The sequence below is a fragment of the Salinicoccus halodurans genome, from assembly GCF_900114445.1.
Lineage (GTDB): Bacteria > Bacillota > Bacilli > Staphylococcales > Salinicoccaceae > Salinicoccus > Salinicoccus halodurans.
Genome location: NZ_FOTB01000006.1, coordinates 187,253 through 204,221 on the forward strand (window position 1 = coordinate 187,253; position 16,969 = coordinate 204,221).

The 16,969-nt window shown below is 41.7% G+C and carries 15 protein-coding genes; 1 reads left to right on the forward strand and 14 read right to left on the reverse strand.

Translation table 11 applies throughout. The features are described 5' to 3' along the window. Positions 1-3: 3 nt before the first annotated feature. The gene (fadX, locus tag BM271_RS13180) at positions 4-1,563 is read right to left on the reverse strand and encodes a fatty acid degradation protein FadX (protein WP_046790532.1); all 1,560 of its coding nucleotides are present in this window, start codon (positions 1,561-1,563) and stop codon (positions 4-6) included. Between the two features lie 649 nt (positions 1,564-2,212). Here fadX and BM271_RS13185 point away from each other — a divergent pair. Continuing rightward, positions 2,213-2,731 carry a hypothetical protein gene (locus BM271_RS13185; protein WP_052749872.1) on the forward strand — a complete coding sequence of 173 codons (519 nt, stop codon included), beginning with the start codon at positions 2,213-2,215 and terminating at the stop codon, positions 2,729-2,731. Positions 2,732-3,010: 279 nt separating this feature from the next. Here the strand turns inward: BM271_RS13185 and BM271_RS13190 are convergent, their stop codons facing one another. From BM271_RS13190 to BM271_RS13245, 13 genes are all read right to left on the reverse strand, one after another. Further along, on the reverse strand, positions 3,011-4,612 hold the full coding sequence (locus BM271_RS13190; RefSeq protein ID WP_052749873.1) for a glucosaminidase domain-containing protein: 1,602 nt from the start codon (positions 4,610-4,612) through the stop codon (positions 3,011-3,013). 53 nt (positions 4,613-4,665) lie between these two features. Further along, the gene (locus BM271_RS13195; RefSeq protein WP_046790533.1) at positions 4,666-4,947 is read right to left on the reverse strand and encodes a holin; all 282 of its coding nucleotides are present in this window, start codon (positions 4,945-4,947) and stop codon (positions 4,666-4,668) included. Positions 4,948-5,173: 226 nt separating this feature from the next. After that, on the reverse strand, positions 5,174-5,554 hold the full coding sequence (locus tag BM271_RS13200; RefSeq protein WP_046790534.1) for a hypothetical protein: 381 nt from the start codon (positions 5,552-5,554) through the stop codon (positions 5,174-5,176). 43 nt (positions 5,555-5,597) lie between these two features. Continuing rightward, a complete protein-coding gene (locus BM271_RS13205; protein ID WP_046790535.1) occupies positions 5,598-5,789 on the reverse strand; it encodes a hypothetical protein in 192 nt (63 codons plus the stop codon). Continuing rightward, the gene (locus BM271_RS13210) at positions 5,789-7,891 is read right to left on the reverse strand and encodes a phage tail protein (RefSeq protein WP_074924585.1); all 2,103 of its coding nucleotides are present in this window, start codon (positions 7,889-7,891) and stop codon (positions 5,789-5,791) included. Before BM271_RS13210 ends, BM271_RS13205 begins: the two co-directional genes overlap by 1 nt. Positions 7,892-8,088: 197 nt before the next feature. Next, positions 8,089-9,336 carry a hypothetical protein gene (locus BM271_RS13215; protein ID WP_046790537.1) on the reverse strand — a complete coding sequence of 416 codons (1,248 nt, stop codon included), beginning with the start codon at positions 9,334-9,336 and terminating at the stop codon, positions 8,089-8,091. A gap of 70 nt (positions 9,337-9,406) precedes the next feature. Continuing rightward, positions 9,407-11,254: a hypothetical protein gene (locus BM271_RS13220; RefSeq protein WP_046790538.1), complete on the reverse strand. Its 1,848-nt coding sequence runs from the start codon at positions 11,252-11,254 to the stop codon at positions 9,407-9,409. A 73-nt stretch (positions 11,255-11,327) separates the two neighbouring features. Continuing rightward, the gene (locus BM271_RS13225) at positions 11,328-11,549 is read right to left on the reverse strand and encodes a hypothetical protein (RefSeq protein WP_046790539.1); all 222 of its coding nucleotides are present in this window, start codon (positions 11,547-11,549) and stop codon (positions 11,328-11,330) included. Positions 11,550-11,566: 17 nt separating this feature from the next. Further along, positions 11,567-12,406: a phage tail family protein gene (locus tag BM271_RS13230; RefSeq protein ID WP_046790540.1), complete on the reverse strand. Its 840-nt coding sequence runs from the start codon at positions 12,404-12,406 to the stop codon at positions 11,567-11,569. Next, positions 12,399-16,148 carry a peptidoglycan DD-metalloendopeptidase family protein gene (locus tag BM271_RS13235; protein WP_046790541.1) on the reverse strand — a complete coding sequence of 1,250 codons (3,750 nt, stop codon included), beginning with the start codon at positions 16,146-16,148 and terminating at the stop codon, positions 12,399-12,401. Before BM271_RS13235 ends, BM271_RS13230 begins: the two co-directional genes overlap by 8 nt. Positions 16,149-16,187: 39 nt before the next feature. Continuing rightward, positions 16,188-16,316 (reverse strand): phage tail assembly chaperone GT, encoded by a 129-nt coding sequence (gpGT, locus tag BM271_RS14435; RefSeq protein WP_420806935.1) that lies wholly within the window; start codon positions 16,314-16,316, stop codon positions 16,188-16,190. A gap of 56 nt (positions 16,317-16,372) precedes the next feature. Then, positions 16,373-16,723: a phage tail assembly chaperone G gene (gpG, locus tag BM271_RS13240; RefSeq protein ID WP_046790542.1), complete on the reverse strand. Its 351-nt coding sequence runs from the start codon at positions 16,721-16,723 to the stop codon at positions 16,373-16,375. A 19-nt stretch (positions 16,724-16,742) separates the two neighbouring features. Next, entirely contained in the window at positions 16,743-16,943 is a 201-nt protein-coding gene (locus BM271_RS13245) for a hypothetical protein (RefSeq protein ID WP_046790543.1), read from the reverse strand. Positions 16,944-16,969: the final 26 nt, after the last annotated feature.

A 16,969-nucleotide genomic window follows, 5' to 3' on the forward strand; every position in this document is an offset into this window, starting at 1 on the left:
GCTTCAATTTTTAATCGATTGCTTCAATTTCCCCCAATTGTTTTGGTAGATGTCCTCATCCATTATTTTAAGTTCATCAGAAATAAGTGGAACAAAATCCATTTTTTCCAGAATTTCCTTTTGTAAATCCAATCCTGGTGCAATTTCAATTAATTTCAAACCTTCATCAACCAGCTCAAAAACAGCCCTTTCAGTCACATAAAAAACCTGCTGGTTCAACTCTCTAGAGTAAGCGGCATTGAAATCCACATTTTGAACATTTTCTACAAATTTATGTGACTCCCCCTCACGTTCAATAATCAGCTGATTATTCTCACAGATAGTTTCGCTTCCCACGACCAAAGTTCCTGAAAAAATAATAGTTTTTACTGTCTGACTGATGTCTATGAACCCACCGCTTCCACTCATTTTATTACCGAAGCTAGAAACATTCACATTTCCAAACCGATCGATTTCTGCAAAACTGAGATACGCTATATCCAGTCCGCCATTGTATATAAAATCCCATGTCATATCATGACGCATTCTTGCATCCAGATTATAGTTCATGCCGAAGTTATTTTTGCTGCCGATGACTCCCCCGAATACACCAGTATCAATATTAAGCTGCACCAGGTCTTCCACCTGTTCTTCTATTAATAAGTTTGACAGCTCATTATTTATACCAAAACCAATACTTACTACATTCCCTTCATTTAAAAACTGTGCAGACCGTCTTAAGATAATTTTGCGGGAACTGAGTTCAATAAATTGCGCTTGTATATCATTCACCCTATAGTCGCCTGACAGGGCAGGGTCATAGTAAGTTTGCATCACCTGCTTATGATATTCCGGATTTTTATTTACAACAACATAATCCACAAGTTCACCGGGAATAAATACATCTGTGGAACGAAAATTTCCACTCTGAACTATCTCTTTGACTTGAACAACTACCTTTCCACCATTGTTGCGGGTCGCTGCTGCTGCATTGTATCCTTCTCCCAAATGAGCTTCGTGAGTCATAAAAATATTTCCTTTTTCGTCAGCATATGTCCCTCTTAAGAGAGCCACATCAACGCCAGGAAAGTCATAATGCAAATATTCTTTTCCTTTAATTTCTAATAAAGAAACCAAGTCCTCGTCTGTAATATCATTAACCTTGCCACCCGAACTTCTCGGGTCTACATTAGTATTTAAACCAATTTTTGTAATCACTCCCGGAGAAGAATCAGAGTGGTTTCTGTATTGCGTGGCAATAACACCTTGCGGGTAAAAATAAGCTTCAATTTCATTATTTTTAATCGCATTAATAGTGACTGGTGAAGCTGTAAGAAGACTTGTTATCAGACGTTTAACCATTCCCCGCTTAACGAAAGAATCAAGATCATAGCCATCTGTGTAATCACTTATATCATTCGCAATGATAAACGTAATATTATCGGGTACTCTGGTTTCATCATATTCTTCAACTAAATGTTTTAGTATTTCTACTGGCAAGTTTCCAACTGATAAAGCTGCGATGGAAATAACGTCTCCAGTGTTAACGATATTTTTTAAATCATTGTATGAAATAATCTGCATTTTTCAAGCTCCCGACATTATTTATTCCATTTGAACACTTTCATATTCTTCCCCTTTTTTCACCCCCATCATTTAAAATGTATCACCTAACACTAAATTTGTAAACGGTTTCATTTCATAATTCAGGAGTTCTTATAAGATAAAGTTTTAAACCTGATGTTATAACCTAGTCCTAAAAACAATAAAAAAAGCACTCATATCAATACTTAAATAGAGAAAGTGAAAATTAGTACAAAATGAAATAACACAAAATAATAGAGTTATTAAATTGAAACTATTATTCCTTGACATATCTCCTTAAAAATGTCCAAGTAAAAACCATCACGCATAAGCCTGATGGTTTACATAGTTAGATTTGATTTCATCCAAGTTACACAATAACAACCGCATTAACGAAAGCGTTGCATTAAAAAGACACGAGGAAGACACAACCCCCCCTCCAAATCAACGTTTGGAGGGGGGGTTAATAACGGACAGTGAGGGATTGAGGATAGCTACCGTAACTTACCGTAAGTGTTTGAAACGTTGATTTAATAGGGTTTCATTATTAAGTATTTGCCGTTATGTCGTGTAACCTATCAAGTAAAATGGCACAAGAGTGGCACAATAAGATAGAATGGACTTAACAATTATTTAGGAGGAGTTAATATTGGAATTAGATAAAAAAGATAGAAAGAGAATGCACAGTCTACACGTCGACATTCAAAATAATAATGACTTATTATCGAAATCAGATTGGCTTATTTCTAAAAGACAAAAACGTAAATTAACTGAGAAGAATAATAAAATTGAAACAGAGTTAAATGAATTTAGAATTAAGTATGATGATCCTGAGATAGATAAAAAGGCCTATCATGCTACTGTTGAAAATAGTAACTGGACGAAAGCAGGAAACGCAGCAGACTCAATAGGAAAGAGCATGCAATCCACCGGCAAGAAAATAACGAAGGTTGGCATGCACACCACAGGCGCCGTCTGGTCTCCTCTTATCTACGCGGGCTACCAGGGCGTTAAACATGCACGGAAGAAGCCAAAGAACGAAACGCCGGAGCAGGATCTGATTGAATTGATTAAAGAAGTGGAAGCAGCGCATAGAGATGGAAAGATTGATGAAGAACAAAAGCGCAGTTATGTACTGGACTTCGTAGATAACTATTATAGGAAATAAAAAATGCCGCCCGACCAATTAAGGTTAGGCGGCTTCTTTGTCAGCAGTTTTCCAGGCTGCGTGACTAGCACAATATAGTGTTTCTATTATACCACAAAAAACACCCAACCGGTGGATGTCCGGCCAGGTGTACATATAAGACAGGTTGAGTCTCGACAACCTAAAATGATTATATATAATTAATGAAAATAATACCAGTGTTTTTTATGTATACCCGCCCGGTGTGTAAAGCCGGACAGGCTGCGAAGTAGTACATGTGGTGCGCGTTAGTGGCTTGGGTTACTTCCAATCGCCCCAATCATCCCCGACTTCTCCTGTAACAGGATTCCAACGCTTAACCGGAGTCCATTGCGGAGAATACTTATCGAGCAACCAGATGTGATCGTCAGAACGTGCAATCTCACGATAATCAAGTCTCTGACCGGGCTTCATCCATCCGGTGGAAGGAGCGCTCAACAATGGGCTCCCCTTACGCTTCTTGATAGGCTCGTTACCATTTACCCACACACCCTCATATTCAGCCCATTGTGAGCCAACTTCTTCATTGTAGTTCCAGTCGAGTTCTGAAGTATCTGTGGATGGAGCGTCTTTTTTTGTTTTATCTGCAGGCTTTTTAACCCTAAGTTTCTGTCCAATACTAATAGTATTCGATTTCAAATTGTTCCAAGACTTCAAGTCAGGTACGGACACATCAGCAGCTTGCGAAATCGCCCATAGCGTATCACCTTTTTTAGCCGTATACGTCGAACCGCTGACAGATGGTTTGTTTGATGATGGTTTAGGTGGCGCACTTGGTGCAGATTTCGTATTCTTGAATGCTACACCGAAATACTGACATACCGCTTTAACGTCGCACTCTGCCATATCTTCGATGTACTCGTCCTGATACTTACCGAATATTAAAGGGAAGTCCAAAGCGTTCGTCATGAATCCATGTTCGACCAGTACCATCGGGAATGTGGTTGATTCTCTTATCATGTGGAGGTTAGTCCATGAGTTGTACTTTGAAGCATGCAGACCGTTGCCGTGAATGCCATAGCCCATGTCTATCATGTTGTTGATGATATTTGACGCAAACTGTTTTCCTTGCTTGCTTGTGTACCAGTAAAAAGCACAACGCCCGCCAGCTTTCGCCGCTCCGGCATTCGCATGTAGAGAAATACCTAAGTCAGGACGCTTACTGTCGTAGTAATTTGTACGCTGGATCAATCCAACATCATTACTGTCAAACGGTTGTGCCATGATGACATCAAAACCGTTGTGTTCCAATAATGCTTTTACACGTTTCGCTAGTTTGTTGTTGAAGCTAAATTCCGCATATCCCTTGCCGTTTTTATACACACCTTTACCTGGTGGAAATGTGTTCTTACCATGTCCAATGTCCAGTGCGATTACTTTTCCCACATTTACACTTCCTTTATTAATTTCTTTATCCCATTCGTATAATTGATTTTCTTCGATGATATCGAGTAACTTTTCACCGTATTGTTTATCGGTTGCATAAGGAGATTCATCCAATGCTTTTACTTGAGATTTATAATCCTTTGCTGCCGTCACACCGGCGTATACTTTAGTGCGCCACGGTGTGGACGTGAAGAAGCCTGCACGATCTCTGAATGATTCAGTGAAAGATGGATACTTCCTGAATGCTGCATCAATGAAGAATTGGTTCCCATTCTTATCTTGTTCAGGCGTTCTCACAGTATAGGATTGACCGTTGTACGAACCTTTGATCCCGAATAAGTTATTGGCCTTTACCGCTAGTTCCGATTTGCCCCACCCCGTTTCAAGTATGGCTTGAGCCGCTAGGACGGATGGCAGTACGCCGGATTTACTGTATGCGGCTATGGCATGTGGCTTAATCTTTGATAAGAAGCTCACTTTGTCACCTCTTTCTCATAATAAAAAAGAAACCATTCGGAATTACCGAACAGTTACTTCTCTGTATCTTTAAATCCTCTATTCGTTTTTGTCGCTATATCATAAATACCTGATGCTGAAAGTCCTGATATGCCTCCTGCCAGTAAATGACCACCCACCGACAAGTCTGCTGTTATCTCCGGTACTACTAGAGCAATTGCACCGACCAGTAGACCGATGAACAAGGATACCAGCGGCATAAGCTTTTCGGGTACAGTCGTTGTCTTTTTAATCAATTGTACAAGTGCCACTGTCAAGACTGAAATGACACCTGCGAATACGATGATTGTTTCCATTTATTTCACCTCTTTAAATTAAAATATAAACACATGCATTATTGTTGTAATGACAATGATCAATCCAACATTGAACAGCATTTCTTTTATGTCTTCACTCATTCTGTCACTCCGATCAAAGAGGGCAAAGTGCCCTCCTGGTTATCTGTTACACTGCCTGAAGAATAGACAGCACAGAAAGCAAGCCGCTGCGTACATACTAACCACCTCCTTCTGCTAAATGCTTTTAGAATGGAAAGAACATCCCCCAGAATGTACCGACAATCATCAGAATGATGGAGACCACGCCCCCGGCAATCGTCCGGTTCTTCCACTTTTCAGAGTCCTTAAATTCATCAATGGAGTTTTTATTCTCCCGTGTTTCATGCACGAGGTTGTTCGTGGCAATCGTCTGCTTATGCTGTGCATCCGTCAATTTCTCCAGACCATCAAACAGTTTTCCTGTCTTTTCTTTGTTGTTCAATTCTGTCTCCTTAATCAACATCTTAATTTCATTGTGGTTATTATCTATTTTTGCATTCAGCTTGGTCTCCTGGTCTTTCAGCTTGTTGTTAATCTCTCTGATGTCTTCTTCGAGATAATCAACCCGCTTGTTTAACGTCTCCAAAATTCATCACCACCACCCCGTTTCAAAATAAAAAGAACAGCACCTACTGGCTACTGTCCTTCAGTCGATTCACTTCACTCTGCAAATTTTTGTTTTCTTCATGCAGTTTTCCAATCTCTGTGTCTTTAGCTTCCAGTTCCATAATCAGACCGGCAATTTTATCGTAAGATCGAGACAATGCCTGCGACCACTCGCCATTCACAAATGCCATTTTTCTCCCAAAATCCTGTTCCATTATTTCGCCTCCAGTTTCTTAATGCGCGCTTCAAAATCATTATCTCTTTCGTTCAACTGCTGAATCGATCTGGTGTGCCATGTAGTCAACTCATAAATGCTGATACCGCCACCGCTGGTTAAACCAATCGGTGTATCATACTCTCTGCCAATGACCATGCCACGTTTTATTTTTTTGTTGGCATCATCTTTGAGATTGTACTCATACAGTTGAGTTTCCACTAACGAGGATAAGGCATCGCCATTCCACTCTTTAATATTCTCTTTGTATTCTTCAAGAGAGGCATTTATGAATTCACTCGCATGAAATTTACCTGTACCAAAATCCCCGTTGATGTTTGTTGCATAGACGATGGAATCACTGGAAGCTTTGCTGAATCTTATGCCGGAGCCATGTGTCGCACCGCCGTTGATATTACCATATAGCAACGCACCATCAGTATCTGAAGATGATTCATTCTCTTTCACGTAAAACTGGAATTCATTCAATCCGTTCCTAGTCTCCATAAACGGTCTGACATAAACGGAATAGCTACGACTTTCCAAATTGACGGTATCATCTGAATTGATGACGGCTTTGCTGTGTTCCGATTTCATTGCGACCGCGCCATAAGTGGAATGGACGGTTAAGCCACCGCCCTCTGCACCTGAAAACTCTGGGTCGCGGAATAACAGTGAGCCGGAAGCATCATTGTTGCCCTCAGCGTCTGCGTATGTGGATATGCCATAGTCTGAAAAGTAAAGAGAGCGTCCCAGTGAATTATTTCTCGCTCGGATATAACCATGTTCAAATCTTAATGACACGTCATGCGTGCTGGTTTGTCCAAGCCATGTGCGCTGGTGTTTACCCCTTGCTTCAATGCGTCCATTATTGATGAGTGTATATTCGTCCGGATCCCGACTATCCCACACTTTGATCCGTTCGCCATTAATCTCGATCCGATTGTACCCCTCAGAGCCATATATCGTGATTCTGTTCGCATCTATCGTCCCGGCGGTCAACGCTTCAGTGACCACGCCTAAGTACGTGATGGCGTTGCTGTACGTCTCTCCGCCGTCTTGACTAAAGCCCAAACCGTTGGCGTTAAATTTAGTCACACCTAAAGGATTGTCCAGATTCACACCATATATTTCATTGGCGCGATAATAGAATTGTGTGTTGTCGCCATCGTTAATGACCTGTGTGGCCTGTTTAATCGCCGCAGGGAGCACTGAGTAAGGTATCGGCTTCTTGCCTAGCAGAATATCATTGATGTCCGCAATGGCATCGTACTGCATCTTCCTGTACTGAGCGGATATATTTTCATTCCCGAAGGTGTACTCCGCATCAATCAGATCGCCGTCCTCGTCAAAGTCCTCTGATATCTCCACCACGCGTATATACATATTGATGGACTTGGATGGATAAACCAGACGGATTTCATCGCCCTCATTTAATGCGATGTCGAATAGAGATGCTTTCAGCGTAAATGACATTTTAAATGTGGATTCCTGTTTGACACGGCAGGCTTCCTTGATGCCTTCTAAGTCACTGTAGCGCTCATCATAGATGGGTTCGCCATAGTACACGCCGTACTTACTCGCCATTGGAGAGATGTAGTCATATACTTTCTGTGGCTCTTTCTCTGTGCTGCCTTCGCCACCGGTTTCCTGGAAGTCATAGTATCCTTTAATAGCCGTACAGAATGAACCGGTGTCCGTGTCGATGCTTAAATCAATCAGATTGTCATCTTCGTGGATGATGATGTCATCCCTTTGCAATCCGATTCTGTTTCTAACCTGAACCGTCTGTGTGCCGATCGGGATATTAAACTCTGCATTGTGTCTACCGATGAAGTAAAGAAAACGCTCTGTGGACGACTGTTGCTTGGAATAACTCATGGTATTGGCGTAGAAATTATCAATGATGTTCAAGGTATAATCCTTATTAATAAACAGTGGTGCTATGCTATCCTCAATCATCATAGATTTGTTCTCTGCTTCGTCCACATGCCAGATGCCATTGAAGTAATGAAAGAAGTCCAAGACAGCTTCAAATGACTTTACGCCGTGCTTGTCCTCTTTCGGACTGTACAAGTGATACCAGTCACCTTGGAAGTTCACTTTCCATCCAGTTTCAATGTCTTCAAGGAAATCTGCGTTGATGTCATTCCATAAAAAAGAGAGCGAAATATCTCGCTCTCCATTGATCTGTCTGTTTCTATTCAGTTTTGAGACTGCCGGGTAGGTTTGGCCGTCTAAGCCTTTAACTGTGAGTATGGTGGTTCACCTCCTGATTTTAGGCATAAAAAAGACACCTCTTATTGAGATGTCTCAAGTTGTTTTTCTTCCTGATAATAATTGTTTCCAATATAAGCTAAAAATCCTATTGAGTAGCAGAAAATTGGCAATGATATTGGAACTGCATTCATCATTATAAAGGCAATAGTCACTCCGGAATATAAAATAAACTGTTTCATTTTACCTTTTGTTTTTTTGTACCCACGCATTATAATAAAAAAGTATATTATTATGAATAGCAATCCTATTATTCCTAATTCATACAAAACTGTTCCCCATCCACTCATGACTCTTCCACCAAGTGTTAAATTGACGCTTGATAGTTCGACTATAAAAGAATAGTTTTTCCCTATTTCTTCAAATGCGTTCTCCGTCCAAGTGCCGAATCCAAATCCTAAACCAAAGTTATGAAATATACTGATGAAGGATATTAATATATGAGCTAGTCTGTCTGTAACACTTCCATCGTTATTTATAATATACATTGGATCATGTACGGTCATATAAATTAAACTACCTGCTCTGGTAGTTAATAATGAATGGTTGCTTAATACTATCCAAATAAAAAAGGTCAAAGTCGTGAACACTCCTAGTATAGAAGCAAAAGCTTTAAAAAACTCCCCTTTTGAAACGGCTCTCAAGACCAAGTAAAAAACCAAAATCATTACGCCTATTGCAGCTTGAGATATAAATATTTGAATTATAAGCAAGGAATTATTGAACCAATACTTTTTATTAGATAGTTTTCCCGCTGATTTGAAGTAGTCATTATATAAGAAAAAGAACAAGCACATTATTGAATAAAAAGAGGGTTCAACCGCCAAGGAAGTAATGCCTCTTGATTCAGATGTACTAAGTCTCGGCAATATAGAGCTTCCAAAATCTTTGCTAATGACCAATTGTATTAATCCGAAAAGGAACCAGGAGATTATAACTATATTCAAAGTTCTGCTTTTTACATATTTAAACGTCAAATAGCTACCGAATGCAATGACGAAAACAGATACATACCCCACTAAAGAACGAATGCCATCTAGAGAAGGGTGACTAAACATAAATATCAGGGTGGCATAGAGTGCAAAAAAACCGTAAAGCACTATATATCTCGAAACCCTCACTTGCTTCTCTGCGAAAAAAAATAAAATAACAATTAGAGTTGAGAGCATTAATGCATACGGTTGTGTATCGAACGGCGTATCTATCAAAGAGATATAGGGAAATGCGCATGCAAAGAATAATAATACGGCTAAAATATTTTTAAAATTCAAAAAAACTCTCCTTCAATTAAGTATAATGTAAATATTATACATAAGAAGAATAAAGTCAATACATTTTTATTTAAGTGTTGCTAACCTTCATCCAGTCATCAACTGATGATGTGTTAACTGCGACATAAAATGCGGGATTACTCCCTCCTGTGACAGCTTGTTGTCCAACGAATATAGGAGGGCTTGATATATTATTTGCCACCCCATTTTGTTGAGTGACTTGGAAAATAGGCTCTTCTGATGTGCCATAAGAACCTGCTTGAAGACACCTTGCTTCTAACCACGATCCAATAGATGGATATGCGTTTTTTACAATGTCACCAATATCCCATGTGCCTTCTGTCGGCAATGAACTGCGTTCCACTATTTTGTAACCGCCGTTATTATAAACCTCTCCAGAAGTATCCGTCATACTCACACTTTTATCGAAATCATTATTCTTAGCGATTGATCCTGTGGAAGATGCAGAGAAAGAAAGTGAATAGCTACCTGTGAAGTTACCGCTGTTTCCTACAAAAGAAACGTCGTCAGCAAAGTTAATCACTCCACCAGTGTTTCCAGATATAATGCATCCTGACACTTTGACGTTTTCAATCTTGTTAGATTCTGTCCCAGCGATATAGAATGCGGCAGGCGTACTTGCAGTTAAAGCATTATTTGCTATTTCTGCATTATCGATTTTAATATTTTTAACTCCTGGGTATAGATACACTCCATAACTAAAGTTATCGCCATAAATACCGCCGTTGATAAATACACCTTCGCCACCGGTTACGATTATTCCATATCCCTTAGATTCATCAATCGTACCATCCTTTTTAACGAATTTAGCAGCGGTATAGATACCACCGTTAATGACTTGATTTTTTCCGCTTAATGCTAGGTTACTCGACATGTTTCCTGTAAGTGCAGACCCATCAAGGGTGAATCCATCGCTTGCTGACTCTAAACCGTTTGCACATTCCGTTGAAAAGATACCTGAGAATTTACTATTATAGGTGCCACCCATCATATTAAACCCATTTTCCAAACATCTTCGCGCAGTCGAGTTGACAATCGTCGTATTATAAGTGTTTGAATAAGGGGCGTCATAATCAATATAAGAATTTACAGCGTTAATGACATTCCCGAAAATTCCTTCGCCATAGATGTTTTCTGCATGCGAATCTATACATCCTTTAAATGCTACGGCAATAGCTCTTGGGGATTTATATCTAAACGTTTCACCGCCTTCATACTCACCTTCAAATCTCATTCCAATCACTTTAGGACTTCGAACGCCACAAAAACTAAATACAGTAAAAATATCTCTACCACTAGAAGCGTAATCATCTATAGAATGCAGGTAATCCAAGGTTAACCCCTGCATTTCGATTACAGGACTACCAACGCCGACAATCTCTATATTATCGTGGGTAATTTTCACTCTAGTTGGATTAGTTATTGTAGAGTTATTTCTAAAATTTATTCTGTAAGGCATACTTCCGCGAGGGATCAATAAACGCCCGCCTCCCAAAGAGCCTAGATGATCAATTGCCCTTTGAAATCTTTGTAAGTCATCAACTTCTAGAGCTAAGCGAGGAAAGCGAAGAATGCTGATACCTATAGTCTCATTGGTAGTTTCTGTTGCATTTTCATGCGCTTTTAATCTACCGTTCAAAACTTCAAATGAGCCACGAGCTTGAGCGATTTCTGAATTCGGATCAGCTACACCATCTATAATATTATTGATTTGTTGCTGCACATCAACATTCATATCATTTGTCTGTTGAGCTTCATTCAATACATTATGCGCTTTCTGAAGCGCTTCATCGTATGTGTATCCCATGCTGTTAAACAGTTTAATGAGTTCATTAATAATATTACGTGTATCCGACCCATGTGCAGAATTAATCAAAGGTACTTTTTCAAAACTCACATTACCACTCCTCCCATAATAAGAAAAAGACATCCCTTGTGAGATGTCTTTAATAAATATTTATATTTGAATATCATCCTGCATTAAAACTGGTAAAAATAATTCCTTTTTCAAACGTTGATTCATCTAGTGGTTCGGCAGTCCATATCTGTTTGGTATCATCGAATTGGAGCGTTGTATTAAATTCATTTATTGCTATATCCTCAGCCTCTTTTTTGATATCTGCCTTTATAATCGCACCGTCATACATGTCATAATCTGTGTTTTCATTATCGGGAAGTACTATCCACAACATACAATCACCCCTACAAATTAGTCATACAAATATCTAAAATCTATTTTTATTTCAAACTGACTGATTCCTCGAACTTCCCAATAGTTCCATCCATTCTTCACCGTTAAAAATTCACCGTTTGCCTGGTCCATTACATTTGCATTGTTTACTCTTACTTTATGCCCTTCGATGGTTAATCGTCCGCCGGGGTAAAGTCGCCTGTCTAATCTGAAAGTGGTGACACCATCATATATTTCAACCCAGGGCACTTCTTCTTGAGCAACTAACTCAATCACACTGTCTTTCTGCTGAATCAGCTTAATCTCTTCGGTGCCAGCATTGTAAAACGTCGGGTCTTCATTCGTGAATGAATACTGCCAGTAATTTTCCGGGAACCAGGTACCCATGCCATACGCCCACTTGTCGTTAAACTGCATGCCCTCTGTGTCGATGGTCATTGACGTGTGGAGGGATTGCCTGAATATCGGTTTGAGCACCTTCAACGGTACCTCTGCTTGTCCCCAGATTGTGACGGGTCTTTCAAATTCATAGTCCTCATCCACAATGACTTTCAGCAGCTTGAAGGGTTCATGACTCTCTGCAAGGTAGAATACACCAAGTCGTCTAAAGAACTCATATATCTGACTGCGCTTCAAACGCCAATCAATGGTGTCTGCGGCAGTAAATAGTATTTGGATACTTGCACTCCTATCAGATGGATAACGCTTGATGGGCGCGTCATTACCACCGTCAGACTCACTGTAAATGGAATTATATAAAACAGGCCCAATACTGATATCGAGCGCCTTCAATCCATATCCCAGTTTATCCACCGGAAAGCCGACTGGATTATATTCTAAATCATAAATATTAAACATAATTTGGTCGACCTCCTAACAATGAATGCTTCGTTGATTTCTTCTGATTGTACCTGTCATTTGACTGTCCGATTTCTTCATCTCCGATGGATAAGTCTTTTGCTTCAATGCCTGTCAGTTTCTCGAGCATTTTCATGAGGATGCCGTTTTGTTCAACGAGTGCATTGACTACATCATTATCATTACCCCCAGAGCCGCCCACATTCGGCAGCTCTCGCGTCTGCTTACTCTTTCCAGCAAGCTTCTTGCTGGCGAGTGCAATCAGCTTCATTGCTTCAGACGGATTATTCATCGGTACCACGTATTCATTGTCATGTAGGTTGAATAACCCACCTTTTTGAATGAATCCGCCGTTCTCATGGCCGGACAATACTTTCTTCGGATTGATTGTATTACTGTTCATCACCTGGTTGCCCTTTTGCGCCTGCCAGTGAATGTGCGGGCCAGTCGTCCATGCACCAGAGTTACCTGTATTTGCGATGTGCTCTCCGGCTTTGACTGCACCTGTTTTGATGATGTCTTTTAAGTGCATGAAGAACTGCGTGATATTACCACTTCTTAGCTTGGCAACCAGACCGCCGCCTTTGTTATGCATCTTGCTAACAGTACCAGCGAGTGTCGCATTTACAGGCGTACCGATTGGCGTGCCGTAGTCGATACCGTAGTGTCTGCCGCCGTTGAATCCTGTAGGATAACCCGGTACCGGGCTGTCCGGACTGTATGGTGTGGTCATGCGATAGTTCATGAATGAGGCTTTCTTGCCATTACCAAGCCCACCGGCTTCAAACCAGCCTTTGACTTTCTCCAAAGCGCCGTCTTTCAGCTTATTGTATCCGGCTTTGATGAGGTCGCCTGGGATCTTGGTGATAGAACTGAAATCCACACCGAAGTTATTCAACGCCATATCCAGCAGCTTGCCTGGATTTTTCATGTAGTCCCAGACATCACCGACTTTGTTTGCGAGACCTTTCGCGCCAGATACAATCTTAGAACCAATACCGGCCGCTTTATCTTTAATCCATCCAAGACCTTCACCAAGACCGCCTTGTCGGGTGCCCCGGCTGAACATGCCTTCAGCCATTTCCTGCGTCTGCCTGCCATTAAATATCTTTGTGCCTTTCGGCAACATCATCTGTGTGTCAATATTTGGCGTGAGGAACATCTTGCCATTTGGCAGTACGACGGTTTCCCGTCTGCCGTCTGCGCCTTGTCCGTTGCCCGGACCTCGGTCTCCCACTGTGGCCAGAGTATTCTGTGCAAGTGCGCCGTTTTGCGTACCGCGGCTGAACTTAATCGGCTCAATGAGCGTACTGCCCATACCCAATTTATCTGCGACCCAGTTCACACCGTCAATCATTTTGTTAAGACCGCCAATGGCGTGTTTCTTCAATCCGGAGGCTAAATCTTTCGCTGCCTGGACCGCATCGTTTTTCATGCCGACAACGCCATCAACCAGTTTCTTTATCCAGCTTTTAGCGGTATTATACGCGCCTCTGAAACCACCGGCAATGAAATCTTTGACACGGTTGCCCATGCTGCGTGCGCTTTGCCAGATATTACCGAACCAACTCTTAACCCCGTTATAAAGCGCGCGGATCGTATTGACTCCCGTCGCTCTAGCACTGGCAAAGGTTCGAGTGATATTCAGGTAAATATTTCGGACGAAGTTAAATATACTCCGCACCATATTAGAGAATATGGAGTTCGCTGACTTGTACAATGATGTAAAGATATTCTTTGTATTCGTCCAGGCGGATGTGGCGAATGATTTAAAGAAGCCGACAATGTTCGACCACATGCTCCGTAAAGAAGATGTGAAGAGTCGAATGAATGCCAGGCCGCCTTTGATGATTTTGCCGTAGAACATCAACTGTACAAAGTTCCATACAAATTGAATTGCGCCACGGAAAATTTGTTTGATACCCTGCCACATTTTGGAGAAATCACCGGTGAATAATCCGGAGAAAACGCGGATAATTCCCATGATAATATTTAGCCCGCCCTGGATAACGCCTTTAATGTTAGTCCAAACCGACCGTACAATAAATAGAACGGCAGTAAAAACACCCCTAAAAATTGTGGTGATAATCGGTAGAACGGCGCTTATGATCGTGCGTAAAATATTGACACCATTCATGAATGCATTAATCGTCTGCTGCCCATCAGTGCGCCAGAATAAAGCGATCTGTTGGAACATGCTGACAAAGAATCGTTTCACGGATTGAATGGCCGGAGTAATGATCGTCATGAAGTTGGTGTATATCGACTGTCCAAATGCAATGATCGTTGGAATGAAATTGCGGAACCGCTCAATCAGCCCCTGGACCATATTCCTGAATGTCGATGATTTGGAATAAGCAATCCCGAATACAGTCCCCAATGTGGTAATCACACCGATGGCAATACCGACTGGACCCAATAAGAATGAGAATCGGGTAGCCAGTGCTCTGATGACACCTAAAAACCCTTTCTCACCCATCTTCGTTAATATTGGCGACAGCATAGTAAGCCAGCCGCCAAGTAAACCGACGAATGCACCAACGCTTCCGATGACCGGGCCAAGCGCTGCGGCAATGCCGGCAAATATCAGCCCCATACGCTGACCGGCCGGGGAGAGATTATTGAACTTCTCCACAATGCCTGTAATGCCCTGTGTAATCCGTGTAGCAATCGGAGCCAATGTTGTTCCCAAATCAGCCATCGCCTGCTGGAAGGATTGCTGACTCTGTCTGGACTCGACCAATTCCTTATTGTTTTCACGGAACTTTTGATTGACATTAGCCAAACCGTTATCCGCCAATGTCTGCATGACAAAATTTTGTTCTGTGCCGTTTGCAATGGCATCACTCAATCCGCCGTTGAACTTATCCATATCCACACCAAGCCGCTCAAGTAATTCGGCAAATGGCCCGATTGCTTTACCTGTGGCCAGTGTCTCCTGCAGGCCGTCTGCCAGCCCCTCAATCTTTAAAGTGTCCGGGAATTTAACGACGGCCCCACTTAACAGGTCCATCGTCTTTGTCAGACCTTTTTCATCGAATCCAGTAGCGAGTAAGTTAGATAATGCTTCAACGTTGGAATCCGTTTCTGTGGACACGCCGGCGAGCCGTGTCATGGAATCCCGGATGACATCCACACCAATCCCCGCATTCTTTGCGTTGGTCTCCAATGTGGCCAGGTCGCCCCGGAACTCCTCTGTGCCCTTCGTGACGGCAGCAAAGCCGCCAAGCAGGGGCGCTGTAAGCCCCATCGATAATTTACCGCCGATGTTCTTCAGACCGTCCCCAATGCCCTGCATTTTGTTCCCGGCCGTTTCAGCCGCGTTGCCGAGTTTCGTCCAGCGACTGCTTGCAATGCGCTGCTCTTCCGAGAGTGATTTCAAACCTTGTTTTGTTTTATCTAGTTGTGTCTCGAGCATGTTCAGATTGTCCGCTTGTTTGTTGTACTCCTGACGAATCTTTGAGGCTTCCGCTGTGTGGCTTCTGCCGGAATCGACCAGTTCATCATACTTCCGCTTAAGGTCGTCTACGTTCTTTCGCTGACCGCCGATGGTCTTCGTTAAATCACCGATGGCCTGTTCATAGCTTTCTGTACTCTTTTCAGTGTACTTGAAGTTATTCATGCTCGTTTTCAGTCCGCTGTTCAAATCTCTGAAAGACCGTTTGATGGTGCCAAGCTTACGATCCATGCCTGCACTGTTCAGGTCCAAACCAATACTCAAGCCTTTTATTCTTTCCGCCATTTAATCACCTGCCTTTTTGACCGATAAATAAAAAAGTCCCTAACCTCCAAATGCGGAGATTAAAGACTTCGTTTGTTTCGGTTTATTCTGTTCTTCAATGATTTCCATAAAGAAACTAAATGGCATATCCAGGATTTCATTGATGTCCTTGTCGCTTTCTTTCATCATGTCGAATACGATCTTTCTCATATTCTCTTTGTGCTGCGCGTAGGTGTAAGTTTCGTCTATATCATCTTCGCTAATTGCTTTTTTCTATCATCATTCATTTTCCCTTGCGCGACCCATCCGATTTGGCTTTCCAATTCCTCCATCGTGTCCGGAGAGTGCAATTTATCCAGGATGTCGTCTTTAGTGAATTGCTTTCCGTAGATGTCCACAACCATGTCCATCATGATGTCCATCGCTTCTTTCTCTGTCACATCCGCGCCCTCTTTCGCTTCAAGCGCTTCAGTGGCATCGTACATTTTCCGGAATGGGATAAAGCTTGGTGTCAGGAATGTTTCGAATTGCGGTTCTGCATTTTTCTCTTCTACTTCTTTTACGTTCTTCACAAATTTAATAAAGTTCTTTTTCATATATATCTTCTCCTCTGTTTTATAATCCGAATGTTTCTTTTAATGTCTGTTTGAACTGCTCGTTGCTTTCGTTATCATCATTAATCACTGCATAGGCCTGCACCAGACTGTCGAGATTCTCGCGTTCCAGTACAGCACCCTTATGCTCATTAATGATCTCTGTGTATTTGTGTATGCCCTCAAGAAGCTTATCGAGTGTCATCTGTTTGTTTATCTTCATATATTCCATCTCCAATTAATTTTGCA

What these genes read in the sequence shown, in the direction of transcription:
- fadX (WP_046790532.1), bottom strand. Translation starts at nt 1,563, where the DNA reads ATGCAGATTATTTCATACAATGATTTAAAAAATATCGTTAACACTGGA.
- BM271_RS13230 (WP_046790540.1), bottom strand. Translation starts at nt 12,406, where the DNA reads ATGTTTAATATTTATGATTTAGAATATAATCCAGTCGGCTTTCCGGTG.
- BM271_RS13245 (WP_046790543.1), bottom strand. Translation starts at nt 16,943, where the DNA reads ATGAAGATAAACAAACAGATGACACTCGATAAGCTTCTTGAGGGCATA.
- BM271_RS13195 (WP_046790533.1), bottom strand. Translation starts at nt 4,947, where the DNA reads ATGGAAACAATCATCGTATTCGCAGGTGTCATTTCAGTCTTGACAGTG.
- gpGT (WP_420806935.1), bottom strand. Translation starts at nt 16,316, where the DNA reads ATGATGAAAGAAAGCGACAAGGACATCAATGAAATCCTGGATATGCCA.
- BM271_RS13225 (WP_046790539.1), bottom strand. Translation starts at nt 11,549, where the DNA reads ATGTTGTGGATAGTACTTCCCGATAATGAAAACACAGATTATGACATG.
- BM271_RS13235 (WP_046790541.1), bottom strand. Translation starts at nt 16,148, where the DNA reads ATGGCGGAAAGAATAAAAGGCTTGAGTATTGGTTTGGACCTGAACAGT.
- gpG (WP_046790542.1), bottom strand. Translation starts at nt 16,723, where the DNA reads ATGAAAAAGAACTTTATTAAATTTGTGAAGAACGTAAAAGAAGTAGAA.
- BM271_RS13205 (WP_046790535.1), bottom strand. Translation starts at nt 5,789, where the DNA reads ATGGAACAGGATTTTGGGAGAAAAATGGCATTTGTGAATGGCGAGTGG.